Origin of the sequence: Kaistella sp. (assembly GCF_032060305.1) — a bacterium.
GTDB classification, from domain to species: Bacteria; Bacteroidota; Bacteroidia; order Flavobacteriales; family Weeksellaceae; genus Kaistella; species Kaistella yananensis.
Map to the genome: position 1 here is coordinate 47,733 of NZ_DAMBHK010000001.1, position 20,591 is coordinate 68,323.

Annotated in this window: 21 protein-coding genes; 7 read left to right on the top strand and 14 right to left on the bottom strand. The window is 38.6% G+C overall.

What is annotated here, in order from left to right:
* On the bottom strand, positions 1-1,148 hold a 1,148-nt coding region (locus V5N63_RS00240), incomplete at its 3' end, for an ABC transporter transmembrane domain-containing protein (RefSeq protein WP_332031998.1).
* A gap of 160 nt (positions 1,149-1,308) precedes the next feature.
* Between V5N63_RS00240 and nusB the strand changes: the two genes are divergently transcribed.
* The 3 genes from nusB to yajC are packed head-to-tail and all read left to right on the top strand — an operon-like array spanning position 1,309 to position 3,059.
* A complete protein-coding gene (nusB, locus tag V5N63_RS00245) occupies positions 1,309-2,214 on the top strand; it encodes a transcription antitermination factor NusB (RefSeq protein WP_265142886.1) in 906 nt (301 codons plus the stop codon).
* 10 nt (positions 2,215-2,224) lie between these two features.
* Positions 2,225-2,710 (top strand): DUF1573 domain-containing protein, encoded by a 486-nt coding sequence (locus V5N63_RS00250; RefSeq protein WP_332031969.1) that lies wholly within the window; start codon positions 2,225-2,227, stop codon positions 2,708-2,710.
* Positions 2,711-2,729: 19 nt separating this feature from the next.
* On the top strand, positions 2,730-3,059 hold the full coding sequence (yajC, locus tag V5N63_RS00255; protein ID WP_088468167.1) for a preprotein translocase subunit YajC: 330 nt from the start codon (positions 2,730-2,732) through the stop codon (positions 3,057-3,059).
* A 46-nt stretch (positions 3,060-3,105) separates the two neighbouring features.
* Here the strand turns inward: yajC and V5N63_RS00260 are convergent, their stop codons facing one another.
* From V5N63_RS00260 to V5N63_RS00275, 4 genes are all read right to left on the bottom strand, one after another.
* The gene (locus V5N63_RS00260; RefSeq protein ID WP_265142888.1) at positions 3,106-4,794 is read right to left on the bottom strand and encodes a putative transporter; all 1,689 of its coding nucleotides are present in this window, start codon (positions 4,792-4,794) and stop codon (positions 3,106-3,108) included.
* Between the two features lie 75 nt (positions 4,795-4,869).
* Positions 4,870-6,141 (bottom strand): DUF2851 family protein, encoded by a 1,272-nt coding sequence (locus tag V5N63_RS00265; RefSeq protein ID WP_332031971.1) that lies wholly within the window; start codon positions 6,139-6,141, stop codon positions 4,870-4,872.
* 25 nt (positions 6,142-6,166) lie between these two features.
* The gene (gene bshA, locus V5N63_RS00270; RefSeq protein WP_332031973.1) at positions 6,167-7,315 is read right to left on the bottom strand and encodes an N-acetyl-alpha-D-glucosaminyl L-malate synthase BshA; all 1,149 of its coding nucleotides are present in this window, start codon (positions 7,313-7,315) and stop codon (positions 6,167-6,169) included.
* Between the two features lie 37 nt (positions 7,316-7,352).
* Complete coding sequence (locus V5N63_RS00275) at positions 7,353-9,083, bottom strand: glycoside hydrolase family 3 protein (RefSeq protein ID WP_332031975.1); 1,731 nt, start codon at positions 9,081-9,083, stop codon at positions 7,353-7,355.
* Between the two features lie 107 nt (positions 9,084-9,190).
* Here V5N63_RS00275 and V5N63_RS00280 point away from each other — a divergent pair, with 107 nt between their 5' ends.
* Together V5N63_RS00280 and deoD are read left to right on the top strand one after the other, a co-directional pair.
* Positions 9,191-9,694 carry a hypothetical protein gene (locus V5N63_RS00280; RefSeq protein ID WP_332031977.1) on the top strand — a complete coding sequence of 168 codons (504 nt, stop codon included), beginning with the start codon at positions 9,191-9,193 and terminating at the stop codon, positions 9,692-9,694.
* A 174-nt stretch (positions 9,695-9,868) separates the two neighbouring features.
* A complete protein-coding gene (deoD, locus tag V5N63_RS00285; RefSeq protein ID WP_332031980.1) occupies positions 9,869-10,576 on the top strand; it encodes a purine-nucleoside phosphorylase in 708 nt (235 codons plus the stop codon).
* Positions 10,577-10,629: 53 nt separating this feature from the next.
* Here deoD and ribA read toward each other — a convergent pair whose 3' ends face one another.
* The 9 genes from ribA to V5N63_RS00330 form a co-directional block, all read right to left on the bottom strand.
* Positions 10,630-11,229, bottom strand: a complete 600-nt coding sequence (gene ribA, locus V5N63_RS00290) for a GTP cyclohydrolase II (RefSeq protein ID WP_332019957.1) — start codon at positions 11,227-11,229, stop codon at positions 10,630-10,632.
* Between the two features lie 5 nt (positions 11,230-11,234).
* On the bottom strand, positions 11,235-11,702 hold the full coding sequence (locus tag V5N63_RS00295; RefSeq protein WP_332031982.1) for a hypothetical protein: 468 nt from the start codon (positions 11,700-11,702) through the stop codon (positions 11,235-11,237).
* Positions 11,683-12,309, bottom strand: a complete 627-nt coding sequence (locus V5N63_RS00300) for a DUF4254 domain-containing protein (protein ID WP_332031984.1) — start codon at positions 12,307-12,309, stop codon at positions 11,683-11,685. Before V5N63_RS00300 ends, V5N63_RS00295 begins: the two co-directional genes overlap by 20 nt.
* 8 nt (positions 12,310-12,317) lie before the next feature.
* A complete protein-coding gene (locus tag V5N63_RS00305; RefSeq protein ID WP_088468157.1) occupies positions 12,318-12,521 on the bottom strand; it encodes a Sec-independent protein translocase subunit TatA/TatB in 204 nt (67 codons plus the stop codon).
* Positions 12,522-12,554: 33 nt separating this feature from the next.
* On the bottom strand, positions 12,555-14,138 hold the full coding sequence (locus V5N63_RS00310; RefSeq protein WP_332031986.1) for a peptidoglycan DD-metalloendopeptidase family protein: 1,584 nt from the start codon (positions 14,136-14,138) through the stop codon (positions 12,555-12,557).
* On the bottom strand, positions 14,135-14,929 hold the full coding sequence (locus V5N63_RS00315) for a DUF4292 domain-containing protein (RefSeq protein ID WP_332031988.1): 795 nt from the start codon (positions 14,927-14,929) through the stop codon (positions 14,135-14,137). The genes V5N63_RS00310 and V5N63_RS00315 overlap by 4 nt, the downstream gene beginning before the upstream one ends.
* Positions 14,930-15,031: 102 nt before the next feature.
* The gene (locus V5N63_RS00320; RefSeq protein ID WP_265142898.1) at positions 15,032-16,051 is read right to left on the bottom strand and encodes a sugar phosphate nucleotidyltransferase; all 1,020 of its coding nucleotides are present in this window, start codon (positions 16,049-16,051) and stop codon (positions 15,032-15,034) included.
* Between the two features lie 65 nt (positions 16,052-16,116).
* Positions 16,117-16,548, bottom strand: a complete 432-nt coding sequence (gene dut / locus V5N63_RS00325) for a dUTP diphosphatase (RefSeq protein ID WP_332031990.1) — start codon at positions 16,546-16,548, stop codon at positions 16,117-16,119.
* Between the two features lie 7 nt (positions 16,549-16,555).
* Positions 16,556-18,013, bottom strand: coding sequence for a lipopolysaccharide biosynthesis protein (locus V5N63_RS00330; protein WP_332031992.1), 1,458 nt, complete (start codon positions 18,011-18,013; stop codon positions 16,556-16,558).
* Positions 18,014-18,153: 140 nt separating this feature from the next.
* Here V5N63_RS00330 and V5N63_RS00335 point away from each other — a divergent pair, with 140 nt between their 5' ends.
* Both V5N63_RS00335 and V5N63_RS00340 read left to right on the top strand, forming a co-directional pair.
* Entirely contained in the window at positions 18,154-19,491 is a 1,338-nt protein-coding gene (locus tag V5N63_RS00335; protein ID WP_332031994.1) for a dihydroorotase, read from the top strand.
* Between the two features lie 172 nt (positions 19,492-19,663).
* Positions 19,664-20,545, top strand: coding sequence for an SDR family oxidoreductase (locus V5N63_RS00340; protein ID WP_332031996.1), 882 nt, complete (start codon positions 19,664-19,666; stop codon positions 20,543-20,545).
* The last annotated feature ends 46 nt before the right edge of the window (positions 20,546-20,591 follow it).

Genomic DNA, 20,591 nt, shown 5'->3' on the forward strand with positions numbered 1-20,591 from the left:
AGCAAAAGGGCGACTGTAGATTTCCCGCTGCCGGTTTTTCCCATAATGGCCAGTGATTTTCCGGCTTCGATGGTGAAACTTAAGTTGTCTAAAGCTTTAATACCCGTATTCGGATAAACGTAAGAAACATTTCTGAATTCGATATCGCCTTTAATGGGATAATTATCATGGTTGGTATTGATGATGTCGCTTTTCATGTCGAGAAACTCATTAATCCTCGCCATCGATGCATCTGCCCGCTGATTTACAGAAGTTACCCAGCCTACCATAGAAAAAGGCCAGATAAGAATGTTGATATACATAAAAAAATCTGCGATTTTACCTACAGAAAGCTCGTTGTTCATGTACTTTTGTCCGCCAATCAAAAGAATGACTACATTCAGCAAACCGATCACGAAAAGAATAATCGTAAAGAAATATGCTTCCGTTTTTGCCAGATCCAGAGCTTTGTCCTGATAATCTTTAACTTTTATGCCGTAATTTTTTTCAATATACTTTTCCCGCGCAAAGAATTTCACCACGCGTATTCCGGAAAAACTATCCTGAACAAAAGTTGAAATTGCAGACTGGCTTTTCTGCATTATTTTCGATTTTTTGTTGATGATGGAACTTACTTTATAAATTACGTAGGACAGAATGGGTAGCGGAATCAGCGACCAAACCGTCATTGAAACATCTGTTTTCAACATGTAGATGCTGGTAATGATGAGCAGGATCAGGAGGTTCACGATGTACATCACTCCGGGTCCGAGATACATTCTTACCGCCACAACGTCTTCACTCAGCCTGTTCATTAGGTCCCCCGTTGTGGTTTTTTTGAAATCCGTTAAAGAAAGTTCCTGGTAATGGTTGTAAATTTTATTTTTAAGTTCATATTCAATTTTCCTTGAAGCTACAATAATGGTTTGCCTCATCATAAAAGTGAAGAATCCTGTAAGTATGGATGATACCACGATAATCGCAACATAAATCAAAACCTGGCGGTTAAATCCAAGGTTGGTAGTCTGCGCAATCTGGTCTACAGATTTCCCGACAAACTGTACTTTATAAATGCTGAAGAAATTACTGGCGATAATAAACAGGAATCCCCAAAACAGCAGGATGCGGTGTTTCCAGAAATATGGATTCAGGGTTTTCAGTGCGTTCATAGATTGGGTTTTGGCAATGAGGGTTCTGCCGGAAAATTTTCCTGATGCAAAAGTAAGAAATTGAAAACGGATTGAAGGTTTTTATTGAAACCGAAAACACAAACAGAAACAGGAGTTTGCAAAAAAATGTTATCTTTGCACGCATAAAAAGCTCTTTGAAATGTTAGGAAGAAGACAAATTCGTGAAAAAGTCGTAGAAGCGGTATATTCTTATTACCAAAACCCTGTGAAGGCAGATGTTTTAGAGAAAAACATGTTTTCGCAGATCGAAAAAATCTATCATCTTTATATTTATCAGCTCAATTTTTTGGTAGCCTTGAAAGCACTCGCCGAAAAGCAGATTGAGATTGGCAAAAACAAGTATATAAAGACTGAAGACAACCTTAATCCCAATCAGAAATTCATCAACAATAGGGTGCTCAATATGTTGGAAGAAAATACCGAAAGGCTTTCTTTCACTTCGAAACATCAGGAACTGAAATGGGAACTACACGATGAACTTTTGGTAAAAACCTTCCAGCGAATGACTTCCGGAAAACGTTACCAGGATTTTATGAAAGAAGAAGGATATTCTTTTGAAGAAGACCAGAAATTCATCGGCAAGTTATTTTTAAGATATATTGCAGAGAATGAAGATTTTCACGACCATGTAGAAGGATTGGAACTGAGTTGGGCTGATGATTTTCACATTTCAAATTCAATGATTCAGAAAACCATCGGGTTTTTTAAGGAAAATGAGCCGAGCCACACCTTAATCAAAATGATTAAAGATGAAGATGACCGCGAATTTGCCCGCAAACTTTTAAAGCAAACCCTTAATCATTGGGAAGAAACAGAAAAAAAATTGGAAGGCCGACTCGAAAACTGGGATATCGAAAGAATCTCGCTCATCGATAAAATTATTCTGGTAACTGCAATCTGCGAACTCGATTATTTCCCGTTAACGCCGGGCAGGGTGATTATTAATGAATATATCGAGATTTCAAAAGTTTTTTCCACGGACCGTTCCAACATTTTCATTAATGGAATTTTAGATAAATACACCAAAGATTTTAATAGAAATTAATAAAATATTTATGAAGAATTTAGTAAAATTATTACCCCTGGTAGCGGCAATGACATTAGTAAGCTGCAAAAAAGACCAAACCGCCGATCAACTTATAGTTGAAGAAAATGTAGAAGCAACGGCTGCACCTGAGGCATCAGCATCAGCGCCTGAAGCAGTGGCTGTAGCAGCAGCGGCAGGACCTGCAACTACGGTGGCCTTATCAGAATCTAATTTTGCTTTCGGTAAAATTAAAAAAGGTGATAAAGTAGAGCATGTGTATGAAGTAACCAACACCGGAACAAATCCACTGGTAATTTCTGAAGTTAAGCCGGCTTGCGGCTGTACCGTTCCTGATTATACAAAAGAACCGATTCTTCCGGGACAAAAAGGTAAAATTACTTTGAAATTTGATTCTGCAAGTTTCGACGGACTGGTAAGCAAACAGGCAGAAGTATATGCCAATGTAGAAGAAGCGCCTATCGTACTGAGTTTTACGGCAGATATTCAGCCCTAATTATTTAATTTAAATTTATATGATAGCAATATTTTTACAGGCGGCTTCACCTGAAGGTTCGATGATGCCTACAATGATTATGATGGGCTTAATGTTCGTTGGATTTTATTTTCTGATGATTCGTCCACAAATGAAAAAGGCCAAACAGGAAAAGAATTTCCAAGAAACCCTGAAAGTTGGAAGCAGAGTAGTAACCACTTCAGGAATGCACGGCAGAATTGCACAGATTCAGGATGATGGCGTGGTAATTGAAACCCTTTCAGGAAAATTAAAATTCGAGAAAGCAGCAATTTCAAGAGAATTTACGCAGCAGCGTTTCCCGGATTCCACACCCGATGACAAGAAATAATTTTCTTAATCAATATCAAAGAGCAACTTAACAGTTGCTCTTTTTATTAACTGAATATCAAAATTAAAAGACTCGCCACGAAAATCCTGAAAATGGTTACGAGCGGATAAACCTGCGCATAACTCTGAATCGGCACATCAGAATCCAAATAATTCGTGCTGAATGACAATGCGGCAGGATCGGTATAGCTTCCGCTCATAATTCCGGCAAGCTGTAGGAAATTAATTTTCATAAAAAATCTTCCCACAATTACCATTGTGATTAAAGGAATAAATGTAATTGCTGAACCGAACAACAGCCAACTCCAGCCATTATATTTCACAAAATTATCGTAGAAACCGTCGCCGGCATGGATTCCCACCGCTGCAAAAAACAGACAGATTCCCAGATCCTTCATAAAATAAATTGCACCGTTATTGATGTAGGAATGGATGAAAGAAATCCCTCCGTATCTTGAAATTAAAAGTGCTACAATAAGCGGCCCGGCAGCAAAACCCAGCTTTATGGGCACCGGAAGACTTGGGATTACAATAGGAATTGATCCCAGGATTACGCCCAAAAGCAAACCTCCGAAGAGGGAAAGGAAATCGGGTTCCAGAAGTTTTTTTTCTGAATTGCCTATGATCTTTTCTACTTCTTCAATGGCTTCTTTAGAACCAATAACTCTCAACTTATCACCATAAAAGAGTTCCAGAGAAGGTCGTGGAAGAATTTCCCGCCCCGCGCGGAAAACACGGGTAACCTTCAGATCATACGTGTTGTAAAGATCGAGTTCTGAAAGTTTTTTATGAATGACTGAAGGTTTGGTAACGAAAATATTTTTATTATGAATTTCAGAATCAGATTCAATAAATAAATCACTGGAGGGTCTTCCCAACATTGCAACAAAATCGTCCACATCTTTTTCTAAACCTACCACCATCAGCACATCCCGTTCTCTTAAATGCACGTCTAATGTTGGCGACTGTACCACTTCACTTCCGCTGTGTTTCAGCCGCGAAATTACAATGTTGCGTCCAAAACTTTTAATCGTGTCATGCAGGGTTTTCCCAAAATATAGAGAATTGGTAACTCGCATTTTTTTGTGGATTAAAGGCAGCTCGCTGTTGATTTTCGACATCCGGAATTTCCTCATTTCAATTTCAGGATCAATCTTGAGCAAAAATTTCGATACAATGATGGTCCCGATAATTCCGAAAACTCCCAGCGGATAAGTAATCGCATATCCGATGGTAGGATCGTTGAAAACCCGCTCGGGGAAGGAGTTCTTTATTTCTTCGATGGTGTTTTTCGCGGCTCCAAGACCAGGCGTATTGGTTACCGAACCACTCATAATTCCTACCAAATCTTCCATCTTAAGGCCTGTAGTTTTAAAAAGAACAACCGTAATCAGCCCGCCAAAAAGGACCGTGGAGACTGCGAGTATATTGAACTTCAAACCTTCGTTCCTGAACGAAGAAAAAAATGAAGGCCCTACCTGCAAACCGATTCCGTAAACAAAAAGAATCAAACCGAAATCGCGGATGAAATTCAGGATTCCTTCGTCAATTCGGTAACCGAAATGGCCCAAAAGTAATCCTGTAAACATTACGGCCGAAACACCAAAAGTAATTTTGCCCATTTTTAACCTTCCGAAGAAAATTCCGGATCCCACCGCCAACATAATTACAACGATGGATTGTGTAACCGTAGGATTTTCGGCAGGAAGTAGAAGTGCTTTTAACCAATCGAACATTTTGCTGATTTTTATTCAAATTTAGCACTATTTACGGCAAAAGCATATGAATTTACAATGAATTATATCAGAGATTCACGGGTTTTTGACGCCGAGAAGCTGATATCCTATGCTGCAGTTTAAGCAATTCTTTTTTTCACAGAAATTTTTGTAATGATAAATAAAGGCCTGGCTTTCCAGCGCATTGTTCATTTTTACATTCAGTGATTTCCAATTTTCGGTGGTGGTGTTTTTTTCGGGATTCATTGCGCGGTATAAATCCAGAATTTCATCGTTGATATTCTCATCGGCATTTTTGTGATAAGTATATTTAAAAGGTAAAACAGTATTGATCAGAATAAGATTCATAAATTCTTCCGTCAGAAATTTTTCGCCTACAATAGGAGAAATTTTACCGAAATTAAAACGGTTGTCCCAATATTCACTTGCTTTTACACTGTTGAAAATGCTTTTAATTTCATTAATGTTTTTTATCAGAACAAGCTTCGAAAAAAGATTCTGGTTCAAATAATAAAGCGACGCAAGTTGTGAAAGCCTCACGGTGGGGAAGTTGGGCGGGCGAAGTTTCGAGAATTTCGGAGTAATTTTCAGTGTTGGGAGTTGATATTTAACGGTAAGAAAATCAAATTCTCTTTTCCAAATTTTCATCTGTTCATCTTCCGGTTTTGCGAGCCAGCCGCAGGCTCCAAAAAACAGAGCTTCGAGCTGAGTTTGGTTTTGGCGGATTTTATTCACCACAGAAAAGTCGAGGCTTTCGGCAAGCTGTTTAAAGTTTTCAGCATTTATTTTTAAACCGAACGCATAAGCAAGTTGGTGAAAAAGTACAGCTTCATAATTATTTTTGTTCAGCCGTAGTGCTTCTTCAATGACGATCGATTTTTCATCGAGTTTTTTGATGAGGATTTCTTCAGAAAAATTAAAAGGAATTAAAGCGGGTGTAAATAAATTTTCGCAGGGGATAAACTGGTTTTGATTGAGCAAAGATTCGTATTTCCACAGGATTGTTTCGTCAATATAATTTTTTAATTCCAGCGTGGGAATGTTCCTGTTCTGAAGTTCCTCAACCTCCACATCGTGATAAAAAACGGCATGTAAAATTAAATTTTCGAACTCGGGATTTCCGGAATGCTGATGAAAAATGTAATCGGAAGATTTTACATGAAGTTCAATATTTCCGGCTAAGAGTAAATCTCTGAATCTTATTTTCCCCAAAAGAAAATCCGGTCCGGAGTCGAAATTCCATTTTCCGAAATCGAGGATTTCCAAAGGATTTCCTTCCACATCTTTAAAATCAAAACTTTTGAAAATCTTGAAATTCCAAAGATATTGAAGGAGCTTTTCGTTCATCCCGGTTGGTTTTTACATGATTTAGCTATTTAATTGGCATATCACTTTTAAAATTCTTTAGTGTTTCATCGTACATCTGTTCATAAAGCGGAAGGATGTTCTTCAGATCAAATTTAATGGCCTGTTTTTTTGCATTACTTTTCATTTCCAGAAGCAGCTCATCGTTGCTCAACAGTTTGATGGCGTAGTTGCTCATGGCTTTCACATTGCCTATTTCTGCCAAATAACCTGTTTCGCCCTGAATATTTACTTCCGGAATTCCGCCTGCATTCGAGCTGATAACGGGCGTTTGCGCTGCCATAGCTTCTAGGGCAGCAAGTCCGAAACTTTCCTGTTCGGATGGCAGTAAAAATACATCGGACAGCTGCAGGATCCTGTAAAGATCGTTTACCTTTCCTAAAAGCCTTATTTTATTGATAAGATTCGGGTTTTTCTCCAGAAATTCGTTTACTTTTTCCATATCAGGGCCTTCGCCAATAATGATAAGTTTTGATTTAACGTGTTTTTCAACATCTTTAAAGATTTCTAAAACATCAATAATCCTTTTTACAGGCCGAAGGTTAGAAACGTGAATCAGGATTTTTTCATCATCTGTGGCAAACTGCTTTCTGCTGCACGCATTAAATTCATCAAATTCTGTGTTATCTATAAAATTGGTGATGATTTTAATTTCTTTCTTGATGTTAAAAATCTGCAGTGTGTCTTTTTTTAAACTTTCAGAAACCGATGTGATGGTATCTGATTGATTTATAGAGAATTCTACTGCGTGTTTGTAACTGGGATGCTGACCCACCAACGTGATGTCTGTACCGTGAAGTGTGGTAACCAAAGGAATATCTTTGCCTTCTTCTTTAAGCATTTGTTTTGCGGTAAACGCAGCGTAAGCATAGGGAATGGCGTAATGCGCATGCAAAAGATCGAGTTTATAAAGGTTTACCACGCGGTAAATCATCGATGATAGCGCAATGTCGTAGGGCTGATACTGAAAGAGCGGATAAGTTTGAACGTTTACTTTATGGAAAAAAATATTGGGGTTGGTAATATCCAGCCGAGCTGGAAGGTTTGAACTTATGAAGTGTACTTCATAGCCTTTGTTTGCGAGCGACATGCCCAGTTCTGTAGCAACAATGCCGCTTCCGCCGTAGGTTGGGTAACAGAGAATTCCGATTTTCATAGGTGTTTTGTTTTTAAATTGAATTACTCAATTACTTTTATTTTGTTGCTTTTTTTGATCTTTCGTTTTCTGCAGTCATATGAAGGTCTGTTCCCATTCCTGCTTTTAAATTTTCGTTTACTGATACGGGTAAACGTCCTGTAATTTTACTTTTTCCTGAGAGCGCTTTTGCCGTGGCAGTCATAGAGTCATCATTATTTTCGTAGGATACCAAAACAGTGGATACATTTGAAATATCAATATCTTTTAAAGCATAAGCTGATCCGAAAACATTAAGAATTACATGATGGTTTTTGCTTAATTCCCCAAGGATTTTTTTGCTTTCGTCCGAAATTTTATACGGTTTATAAGCGGTAGAATTGTCTTTGTGGAAGCCGATAATCACTTTTGAATTTTTCGGAATTGAAGCTATCTCTGAACTTTTCTTTACGATTACAGTAGTTTTTAAATTTAGCTGATCCGCAAAAGTTTGATAGGGAGCTTCTTCAAGGGGAACATAATAGTAAACTTCACTGCAATTTAAGGGAAGAAGTTTTTTACTGTCTTTTAGCAGCGTTAAAGCGTTGGTGTAAAGATTTTGAACCAGTTTTGTATGAGATTCATTGTTCAAATGGTAGTTAATGTTTTCCGGGTTTCTGGGTTCGTACTTATCGAGTCCCAGAAAATATTTTGTCAGCAGGATTTTCTTCACGCTTTCTTCAACACGGTTCTGAGTGATTTGCTTTTGGTCAATCGCAAGCTGAATGAGTCTTTTGCCTTCCTTTACCCCTTCTGAAAACAGCATAATGTCGTTTCCGGCTTTAAATGCAAGTGCATCCAATTCGCCGGGTTTATAGCGTTGTGCAACGGCACCCATATTGAGCGCATCAGTAATGATCAGTCCTTTATACCCAAATTTTTCTTTCAGAAGGCCGGTTATGATATTTTTGGAAATTGAAGCTGGTATTCCCTTTTCCTTTTCCAAAGCAGGAACATAGAGATGAGCGACCATTACCCCGCCAATTCCTTTATCCATAAGCGTTTTGAAGGGCGCCAGTTCCACAGCGTTCAGGCGGTCGATATGATGAGCTACCACGGGCAGATCCAGGTGAGAATCTGTGCTGGTATCACCATGTCCCGGAAAATGTTTTATCGCTGCCAAAATTCTGTTATCCTGCAAACCGTTGGAGTAGGCTAAGGCAGAATTCACGACATTCTGAACTTCGGATCCGAAGCTTCGGTTTCCGATAATAGGATTGTCCGGATTGGTATTTACATCAACTACAGGAGCAAAATCCCAGTTAATTCCCATTCTTTTGAAATCTTCAGCGATTTTTGCAGCCATTTGGGTGATCAGATTTTTATCCTGAATGGCTCCCAAAGTCATCGCCCAGGGAAATTTGTGAGCTGCTGCAATACGCTGGAAAAGTCCCCATTCTGCATCCATGCCAATCATGAGCGGAACTTTGGATTTCGACTGAAACTCATTTACTAAATTTATTTCTCTGGCTGCATCGTCCTGCATCAGGATTAATCCGCCAATCTGTTCCTGCTCCACAATGCTTCTTACGTTGCTGATATAGTTTTCACCCTTATTGGTATACAGTGCAACAATGAATAACTGCCCGAGTTTTTGATCCTGAGAAAGTGAATTATAGGTTGTATTTACCCATTCTTCTGCTTTTTTTAAATCTGCCTTGGTGAGATTCTTTGGTTGGTACTGAGCAAATAAATGGATGGAAGTGAATAAAAAAAGAATACTAAGGAATGTATGTTTTGCAGTTTTCATTAATCAGATTTAAGATGATAAACAAAAATACAATTTTTAAAGTTTAAATTTCTAATTTATTGGCATGCATATTGAGATGTAGCTTACAAACCTTTAATTATATAAAAATGAAAAATTACTTTACAATACTGCTTATGGCGATTTTTGGCTTTCTGGCAGTGAGCTGCACGGATAGAAATGATGAAGTGCTGGTTGATGATAATGATACTTATCCAATGATGAGAGATATTACAGGAACCTTCAACAGTGGAAACAGTTATACGATTTCTCAGGGAATCAACATTGCAAGTACAGATGTGGTGTTGGTTTACAGAAATATTAATTCAGGGTCTTCGGGATCTGCGGTTTGGCAGCTTTTACCTAAAACCGAATACTTATCCAACGGCAGAGAATTAGATTATAATTTCCTGTTCGATACGGCAAATATTGAAATTTATACCGAAGCAAACTTCGACCAAGCTACCTTTACAACTGCAGAAGCTACACAGTATCTTAATAACCAACGATTCAGAATTGTTTTGGTTCCCGCTTCACAGGGTAAAAATGCGGACGTGAATTACAGTGATTACAACAGTGTTATTAAATTTTACAATATTCCGGACCGCGACTAATATTTAGATATCATTCAAATCTTTAATTATAAATGAAACCCGCTGAAAAAATCAGCGGGTTTTAATTGTATGATTTTTGTCTGTTTTGTGGTGTTTCAGGGAAATTTTTGCTGAACATAATTTTTAAATCAAACATTATTTCTTACTTTTAAACTTCATTTTAAAATTAAAATTATGAGTGTTCATATCGCTGCAAAAAAAGGAGAAATCGCAAAAACAGTTTTGCAACCAGGAGACCCACTTCGTGCAAAATATATTGCCGACAATTTTCTGAATGAGGTAAGACTGGTAAGCAAAACCCGCAATATTTATTATTTTACCGGTTTGTATAAAGGTAAAGAAATCTCGGTAGGTGCAAGCGGAATGGGCGCGCCCAGTATCGGGATTTATTCTTACGAACTTTATACGGAATATGACGTGGATACCATCATAAGAATCGGAACCTGCGGTGGATACACCTCCGAGCTGAATTTATTTGATGTGTTGAATGTTGAAAATGCAGCCAGCGAATCGACTTACGCAAAATTTGCATGGGGAATCGAAGATGAAATTATTGAAAATCAGGGTAATGTATTTGGCGTAATTAATGAGACCGCAGCAAAATTATCTCAAGCGGTAAAATCCACAAATATCCATACCAGCGATATTTTCTACAGGGCAACGCCCGGAACTCCTGCAATTGCAGAGAAGTACAATTGTACCGCAGTTGAGATGGAAGCTTTCGCGCTTTTTGCCAATGCCAAACATTTAGGAAAAAATGCGGCTACGCTTCTCACGGTATCGGATATTATTCCGACACAGGAACAAATTTCGGCAGATCAGAGAGAACAGGCTTTAACTCCAATGATTGAGTTGGCTCTGGAGACAGCTTTACATTTATAAAAACTTAAACAGGTTAAAAAAATAAACGCTTTGATTTTTCAAAGCGTTTATTTTTATGATTCATTTTCGTCTTCCAACAGATGTCCGAAGTAATCTTTTTTTACTTTCAGGTAACCTTCACTGTCTGATGTGGAGGTAATCTGTAAAGGAATCCTTTTGTTCAGATGTATATTGCTGTCTTCAACAATTTTAATTTTAGCGGGATTGTTGGTAAGAAGATTTATTTCTTTTACTCCTAAAATATTTAGAATTTCGATGGCCTCGCTGAAATCTCTGTCGTCTGCCGGAAGCCCCAGTTTAAGATTTGCTTCCACGGTGTCGAAACCCCGTTCCTGTAAGGAGTAAGCTTTTAGTTTATTAATGATGCCTATGTTTCTGCCTTCCTGGCGTAAATAAATAATAATTCCGCCATTCTCGTGGATGAATTTCATCGCTCCGTCGAGTTGCTGGCCGCATTCACATTTTTTGGAATGAAATACCTCCCCGGTAATACATTCGGAATGAAAACGGACATTTACTGGTTGCGAGAAATCTGTATTTTCGGCAATGATAGCCATGTGGGGCATCCAGTTGCTTTCATCCTCAGAAAAGGCAATCATCCTGAAATTCCCATAATCTGTGGGAACCTGGGCTTCTGCTTGAATTTTTAACATGCAAATTAGTTTTTAAAGGTAGATACTGAATCCTGAGGAATGGTACTGTTCAAGAAGCTCATGTTTGTTTTGATTCTTACCAGATATCTGTTCAGCACTTCGTCTTCATCACGGTTAAGAAATTTTCTGAGTTTTTGCAGCTTTTTATAAGATCTTTCGAATTTTATTTTTGAATCTTCCATACCTACCAGATTGTACGAAGTCATTGCGCCGATATAATCTTTTAAATGAGATTTCAGGATAAGAACTTCACTGTTTACAGCATCATTCCTGAATTTTGGAAACGAGCTTATCAAACTGGTGATTTCTGAGGAGTAAACAATAAGATTTTTTGTCTCACCTAATGTATACGAACCAGTTGATCCATTTAAAGAAACAGAATTTTCGCCTATGGGCGAGAGATTTATTTTCTCAGTAGAACAGGAAAAAATAAAAAAGAACAGTAAAATGTAACTAACTTTTAGTCTGGTCATTTTTCACGTTTTGATACAGGACCGGATTAAGATTTTCATCATTATACATTTTCATCTGTTTGTAAACTTTCATCTTAATCTTACCGTTCTCTATATCAAAAAGCAATTGGTCTATTGCTTCAGACAGATCCTTTTTCTGCTCCAGTAATACATTGAGTTTATTGGTACAATTGAATCTGTGTTCTTCACTTGCAGAATTTCTGTTGGCTTCAAGTGACATATGGTAGATTTTCAGTGCAAGTATCGAGAGGCGATCCACTGCCCATGCGGGGGTCTCGCTGTTGATTTTCGCGTTGTAATCCGGCGTGATATTTTCATATTTCTGTAGAAACCAACTATCGATAAACTCTACCAAATCAGTTCTTTGCTGATTCGAAGAGTCTATTCTTCTTTTAATTTTTAAGGCTTCAGCTGGTGTTATATTTTCGTCACGAATTATATCTTCCAAATGCCATTGAACGGTATCGATCCAGTTCTTTGCATACAAAAGCCATTCCAAAGTATTTTTTTGAAAGGAATTATTAATCGGCGTATCTACATCATCTTTTAGGTGATAATCATTAATCGACTGATTAAAGATTTCCCAGGCACTTTCGGAAAAGCTCATAGCTGAAATTAATTCGCAGGATTAGAATTATTTTTTGAGTCTTCCGGAGTTTTCTTGTCTTCTTCTTTCACAGCATCTTTAAATTCTTTGATACCAGAACCTAAACCTCTCATCATTTCCGGGATTTTTTTGCCTCCGAAAAGGATGAGTACTATTACAGCAACGATGAGTAAGTGTTGCCACGAAAGTGCTAATATGGTAAGTGCAGTCATGTTTTAATTTTGTACAAAGTTAAAATATATTTTTCAATTTACCCAACCCATCGGATCCACTGGATTTGTGCCGTTCCAGATCTGGAAATCCAGCGTATAGGTTCCATCGAAGTCTGCACCCACAGTCCCAATCGAGGTGCCCGCCGAGACCTGTTGGTTAGCGGAAACCATTGTATTCGAGAGGTTTGCATAAATAGTAAAATATTCACCGTGTTTCACGAAAACCATTTTAGAGCCGTCGCCGGAAGCTACCACTCGGGAAACGGTTCCTGGTGCTACACATTTGGCAACAGTTCCTTTTGTAACGGCAATCTTAATTCCGTTATTTTCTTCAATAATATTTTTGAAAACCGGGTGCGGTTGGCGTCCAAATCGGTGGGTAATCGTTCCGTAAGCCGGCATTCCCATTTTGCCGCGGTTGGCTGCAAAGTTATTTCCTACAGCACTTGATACACCGTAATTGGTAAGAGCTTTATTTTCCGCAGCTTTTTTCTGATCTTCATTTTTTTTGCTGAGGGAGGCTTCGGCTTGTCTGGCTTCGGCTGCTTTTTCTGCAGCAGCTTTTGCATTTGCAGCAGCGATAGCAGCATCTTTGGCCGCGGCGGCTCTTCGGGCTTCTGCTTTTTCTGCATCCGCTGCTCTTCGGGCATCTTCAGTTTTTTTCGCATCGGCTGCAGCCGCAATTTTTGACCTTTCGGCTTCCTCGGCTGCTTTTTTGTCTGCAATATCTTTAAGTCGTTTTGCCTCTTCATCAGCCTTCCTTTTCTCTAAGGCTAAAGCTTCCAAACGGGCTTTGTTTTCAGCTTCAATTCTGGCTTTTTCACGTTCTGCGGCGATTTTTGCAAGACGTATTTTTTCTGCCTCTTCCTTTTTTCTTTGTTCTTCTTTTGCTTTTGCTATTTTGATCTCTTCAGCAATGATAGAACGGATTTGACTTTCGAGTTTTTTAGATTCGGTTTGTTTCTGCTTCAATTCTGCCGTCAGCTGAGCTTCATTTTTCTTGAATTCCTGAAGCAGATTTTCTTTCTGTTTCTTTTCTGCAGCAATGGTGAGCAGATCTTTCTGCTGATTCGATAATAATGTTTCTTTGTCTTTAACCGACTTCTGCTTTAATGCGATATTCTGGAGCAGTACCTGTGCCGCTTTAGAGATCTCCGCGGCTTTTTTATCCTGGTAATCAGAATAATCTTTCAGATACTGAACTCTGCGAAGGGCTTCACCGAGATTTTTAGAGGAGAGAATAAAGGTTACTTTGTTCTGTACGCCTTTGTTTTTGTAAGCTTTTACGAGGACTTCAGCATAATTTTTCCTTAAGACAGCCAGTTCCCTGTTTTGTCGGTTAATCTCCAACTGGCGGAGATAGATATCATCTTCGATGAGTCTTTTTTCCTTTTGGGTGTTGGTGTAAACTTTTTCGCGGAGCTGAATTTTTTTCTGAACATCATTAAGATAAGCGACAGAAAGTTTCGATTGCTGTTGGGTTTTTGCTAAGTTCGCATTGATGGAGGCAATCTGTTTTTTAAGTTCTGCATTTTGCTTTTGAAGTTGTTCTTTCTTTTGCGAGAATAAAATTCCGAACAAAAAAAGTCCTATTAAAAAGCTTAATTTCTTAATCATCTGATCTCAGTTTTCGTATAATTATTGGGAACGGAATACGGAGTATCCATCTTCGAACTGTCAAATTTCGTATTTTCCAATAAAATTTGGCTTGTTTTTGTACCTTTTATTATTATTTTAACATTTGTTGGCAATTGCATACTTTCAAAGTTCGCCCAGTTTGCATAAGAAACTTCAAGGTTATCTGGCGAATTAGCATTTTTCAGAAATACTTTTGAAAGGTTCATGTTGTTGTCATAATCTATTGCTACTGCGTATTCTGATGTTTTTCCATCGTTTTCAAATTTCAAATCATTTATTGAAGTTAACTGATAACCCTGAGCGTTTTTCGTCAAAACAAAATCCTTTTCATTCACGGGAATAAAAGTTCTGCCTGTAAGAAGATTCTGTAGCGAACTGAAATCGATAAAGTTGACATTCAGTAAATTATTAAGGTAAGAAAAATCGGATTCAATATAGGTTTTGTTCCATTTTTCGTAACCTTTAATTCCGTTTGGTGTAGCAATTCCGCGGCCTACATTTAAAAAAACCGCAATCATGTTCATCCATACTTTCTGTCCGTTTTCGATATAAATGGTTGCATCTAATGTAGGAATAAAATTTCCGGTCTCCACATTTACTTTGGAGTTAATCCTAACCTGTTGAAAGTTGGGTTTTTTATTTATTTCTTTAAAAAAAGCTGCTGTTTCAGTAATTGGAGCATTGGTGCTTACCGGCACATTTGCAGCAGTTTGTGTTTTACAGGATAACACTGAAATGGAGGCGATGAGTATGATAATATATTTTTTCATAAGAATTTTTACTTTTTTGTTTGCGAAAAAAGTTTGCAATATTAACGCCAAACCACACAAATTGTTTTTGTGTGGTTTGGTGAAAGTTTATTTATAAAGTTATCAGCTTTTCGAAAGAAAATCCAGAACCGAATAATCTCCCAAAGAAATTTCGCGCGCAACCCCGAAATACTGCGCAGAATTACCGATCATCGAATTGCTTAAATTTCCATGATCAATTAATGTATTTTCCTGAATAAGGGAATTATCAATGTTTGAATTGATGATTTTGGTATTGTTTCCCAGAGATACACAAGGGCCAATCTTGGAGTTGGAAATTTCTACATTTTCACCAATAAAACATGGTGGAATGATAAGGCAATTGGAAATCTTTGCAGATGCAGGATAGTTTGCTACGTTCTCTTTTTCGTAGTTCAAAACCTTGCCGTTTGTTTCTACTGTTGCGTTTTTGTTTCCGCAATCCATCCAGTCATCCACTTTGCCGAGGGAGAATTTGGCGCCTTTCTGGCGAAGGTTTTCCAGTGCGGTGGTCAGTTGGTATTCTCCGCCCTGTTTAATGTCGTTGCTCATGATATAATTAATCTCATCCATGAGTTTTTCCGCAGAATTGAAATAATAAATTCCGATAATGGCAAGATCAGAAACAAAGGTTTTAGGTTTTTCTACAAAATCGGTGATGAAACCGTAATCATCCAGTTTTACCACACCAAATGCGGATGGATCTTCCACTTTTTTAACCCAGATCACCCCATCTGAATTTTTGTCGAGTACAAAATCTGCCTTAAAAAGGGTATCGGCAAAAGCCACTACTACATCGCCCTGCATTGATGCTTCTGCGCATTTAATCGCGTGTGCGGTTCCGAGAGGTTCGTCCTGAGTATAAACACTTCCCTTAGCTCCAAGTCTTTCTGCAATCTGAATTAAAGACGCTTCAACTTCAGGGCCGAAATCACCGATAATAAAGGCAATCTCATCAATTTTTTCTCCTGCAACTTTCGCAATATCTTCTACGAGTCTCTGAACTATTGGTTTTCCGGCAATCGGAATTAAAGGTTTGGGAACCGTTAATGTGTGTGGTCTTAACCGGGAACCTCTTCCCGCCATAGGAACGATTATTTTCATAATTTGTTTATTTTTTTAAGCTGTTTAATGTTTGCAACAGCATTTTTTATTTTTAGAATAGAAATTTATTTAGAAGTACTTCCGAAACCGCCTGCGCCACGATCTGTCTCGCTGAGTTCGTCAACTTCATCCCAAATTGCGGTTTCGTGTTTTGCAATTACCATTTGTGCAATCCTGTCGCCGTCGTTCACTGTAAATGATTCTGCGGATAAATTTACTAAAATTACCCCTATTTCTCCGCGATAATCCGCATCGATTGTACCCGGAGTATTCAGAACAGTGATTCCGTTTTTTATAGCCAGTCCGCTTCTTGGGCGTACCTGTGCTTCATAACCCTGTGGAAGTTCCATCAGCAGACCCGTTGCTATCAATTTTCGTTCCAGCGGCTTCAGTGTTACAGGCTCATCAAGGTTTGCGTAGAGATCCATTCCTGCAGAAAGTGCAGTTTGGTATTTCGGTAAAGCGTGTTTTGAGCGGTTAATGATTTTAATTTTCATGAAATCTTTATCTTTTAATTTTATTCAGCAGGTTTTGCGGAATTAATTTTTGGGTTTTAATTAAAATGATGGCTAAAACTAAAAAGATTAGATTGCCCAGCCAAATATTATGTTTGAAATTTTGATAATATGCCAGAGAAACAATGATGGTTACAGTAATAACAATAATATTGCTGTAAAGGTTATACGGAATTGGGTTTTTTTTCTGCCCCCATAAATAAGAGACGATCATCATGACGAAATACGATGCAATTGTTGCCCAGGCAGATGCCCAGTAACCGTATTTCGGAATGAAATAAAAATTAATCGCAATGGTAACCGCAGCACCGATAAACGAGATGTAGCTGCCAATAATTGTTCTGTCGGATAGTTTATACCAAACTGAAAGGTTGAGGTAAATTCCTAAAAACAGACTTGCAAAAAACAAAATCGGGAGAATCTGTATTCCCTCGTAATATTCTGGATTCCTGAGATAGAATTTAGAAATCCAATCCAGGTTTACGCACAAGAAAAGAATGATCATACAGTTTACTGCTATAAAAACATCCATTAGTTTTGCATACGTTTTTCCGGCATTTTCACTTTTAGAATGGCTGAAAAAAAACGGTTCGATTCCTAATACATAGGCCTGCCTGAAAAGCACCACAAAGGTTACGATCTTGGCAACCGCGCCATAAACACCCAACTGGTGACGCCCGATTTCTTCAGGAAGCAGAAATTTCAGGAATTGCCGGTCCATGGTTTCGTTAATAATTCCGGCTAAACCCGCAATCATGATGGGCCACGAATATTTAATCATTCTTTGCCAGAGTTCCCACGAAAAATATTTCAGTTTTGCGATGAAAATATCTTTAGACAGAAGAAGGAAAGTAGCACCACTGGCAACAAGATTGGCAACAAAAACATAGCCTATTCCGAATTCAGCATTGTATTTCAAGCCCAGGACTCCTTGCGGAACACGTGGTAAAACCTGAAGAAAGAAGATAACGAGCAAAAAGTTGATAATACCGTTTGCGATTTTTATTGTGGCATATTTTACCGGTCTTTCATTTTTTCTGAGCATCACGAAAGGCATTGCAGAGAAAGCATCAAGCGAGAGAATAACGACTAAAATCGTCAGTAAATCGACCTGAGTCGGTGTTTTGAAAGCGACAGCAAGTTCTCTATTGAAACTCAGAGAAAATATTAAAAACAACAACGTGGCGGCTGCTACACTGAAAAATGCAGTAGAAATCAGCTTCTTATCATCCTTTTCATCAATCGCAAAACGGAAGAAAGTTGTTTCCATGCCGTGCGTCAACAGAACAGCGATAACACCGGCAACAGAATAGAAATCTGCGAACGGCGCGTAAGCTTCAGGCCCAAAAGCATTGGTAATATAAGGATTTATGATAAACGGGAACAGGCGGATGATTACCGTGGTAAGTCCATAAAGCGCAGTTTGTCCCAGCAGTTTTTTGTACAAAATTCAGATATTTCTGCAAATGTATCGTTTTAATTAAAATCAAAAAAATCTCACCGTAAAACTTATCTGTTTTGAAATCCGGATACTTTTTCGGAATGAAATCGCTAAATTTACAGTGAAATAAAACTGAATAAAAATAAATGAGAACGCTCATAAAAAACGCTGAAATAGTCAACGAGAATCAAGTATTTAAAGGCGATTTGCTCATAGAAAACGATTTCATTTCAAAAATTGGAAATAACATTTCTGAAGAAAATGTAGATCGGGTTATTGATGCCGAAGGAAAATATCTCATGCCTGGTGTTATCGATGATCAGGTACATTTCCGCGAACCGGGTTTAACCTGGAAGGGTGATATCGAAAGTGAATCCCGCGCCGCGGTTGCCGGTGGAGTTACCAGTTTCATGGAGCAGCCCAATACGGTGCCCAATGCCGTAACCCAGGAACTTCTGGAAGAAAAATACAGGATTGCCGCCGAAAAATCATTTGCGAATTACTCATTCATGATGGGCGGAACCAATGATAATCTGGAAGAAGTCCTGAAAACAAATCCGCGCAATGTCGCTGGGATCAAACTGTTTCTCGGCTCTTCTACCGGAAATATGCTCGTTGATAATCCTGAAACTCTGAAAGAAATCTTCAGTAAAACGAAAATGCTCATCGCTGTTCATTGTGAAGACGAAATAACCATCAGAACCAACACTGAGAAATATAAAAAAGAATATGGAGACCATATTCCAATGAAGTTCCATCACTTGATTCGCAGTGAGGAAGCCTGTTATATCTCCTCTTCAAAAGCGGTGGAACTGGCTGAGAAAACCGGAGCGCGACTTCACATTTTTCATGTTTCTACAGCAAAAGAGACCGCTCTATTTCGAAATGACATTCCTCTGAAGGATAAGAAGATTACCAGCGAAGTATGTGTGCATCACCTCACTTTTACCGATGCTGATTACGAAACAAAAGGAACGCTGATAAAATGGAATCCGGCTGTAAAGACTCAAAAAGATAAGGATGGCTTGTGGGAAGCCTTGTTGGACGACAGAATTGATGTTATTGCTACAGATCACGCGCCACATACCTGGGAAGAAAAACAGCATGTTTACACCAAAGCGCCTTCAGGCGGACCGCTCGTTCAGCATTCTTTGGTTATTATGCTTGAAAATTTCAGAAACGGTAAGATTTCTCTCGAGAAAATTGTAGAAAAGATGTGTCATAATCCGGCAATACTGTTCCAGATTGAAAAGCGCGGGTTTATCCGTGAAGGTTATAAAGCGGATTTGGTTCTGGTTGATTTAAAAGAAAATTTCACAGTTTCCAAGGAAAACATTCTTTACAAATGTGGTTGGAGTCCAATGGAAGGAACAGAATTTCATTCCAAAGTCAGCCATACGTTCGTAAACGGCCATCTTGTTTTCGAAAATGGAAAAGTTTCTGAAGGAAAATTTGGTGAAAGGTTACTTTTTGATCGGGATTAATAATTTTAATGCCACTAAACCGGATGATTGGTTCTCTGAAAATATATTTTTAATTTAAAAAAAATACCGGTGATATTTTTATGCCGTTTTCTCGCAACAATCCATTATTTTCTGCATAACGAATCTTTATATCCACAGATAATTTTCCATAAATTTACAAAAAACCAAGAATATGAATCTTTATACACAACCCATGCTCAAGGAAGGAGCGCTGAAAGATAAAGTTGCCATTGTAACCGGCGGAGGAAGCGGATTGGGAAAAGCCATGACCAAGTATTTTCTCGAACTGGGCGCCAAAGTGGTCATCACTTCCAGAAATCTGGAAAAACTGCAGACAACCGCCACGGAACTTGAAGAACAAACCGGAGGAAAAGTCCTTTGTGTTGCATGTGATGTGAGAAACTGGGACGATGTGGAAGCCATGAAAGACGCTGCGATAAAAGAATTTGGGCGGATTGATATTCTTCTCAACAACGCTGCAGGAAATTTTATTTCTCCCACGGAAAGACTCACGCATTCTGCATTCGACTCCATTCTTGATATTGTTTTAAAAGGAACAAAAAACTGTACGCTTTCCATCGGAAAATACTGGATCGAAAATAAGATTCCCGGAACTGTACTGAATATTGTAACAACCTATTCCTGGACGGGCTCTGCTTATGTTGTGCCATCCGCCTGTGCGAAGGCGGGTGTTTTAGCCATGACGAGAAGCCTTGCGGTAGAATGGGCGAAATATGGCATCCGTTTCAATGCCATTGCACCGGGACCATTCCCGACAAAAGGCGCTTGGGACAGCTTGCTGCCGGGAGATTTGCAGGAAAAATTCGACATGCGTAAAAAAGTCCCACTGAGAAGAGTTGGCGAACATCAGGAACTCGCTAATTTGGCAGCATATCTGGTTTCTGATTATTCTGCCTACATGAATGGGGAAGTGGTAACAATCGATGGTGGCGAGTGGCTTCAGGGAGCCGGCGAATTCAATATGCTCGAAGAAATTCCACAGGAAATGTGGGATATGCTTGAAGCGATTATTAAAGCGAAAAAATCAAATTAACTCAAATAAAAAACTCAGGATTTTGATTCTGAGTTTTTTTAGCTTA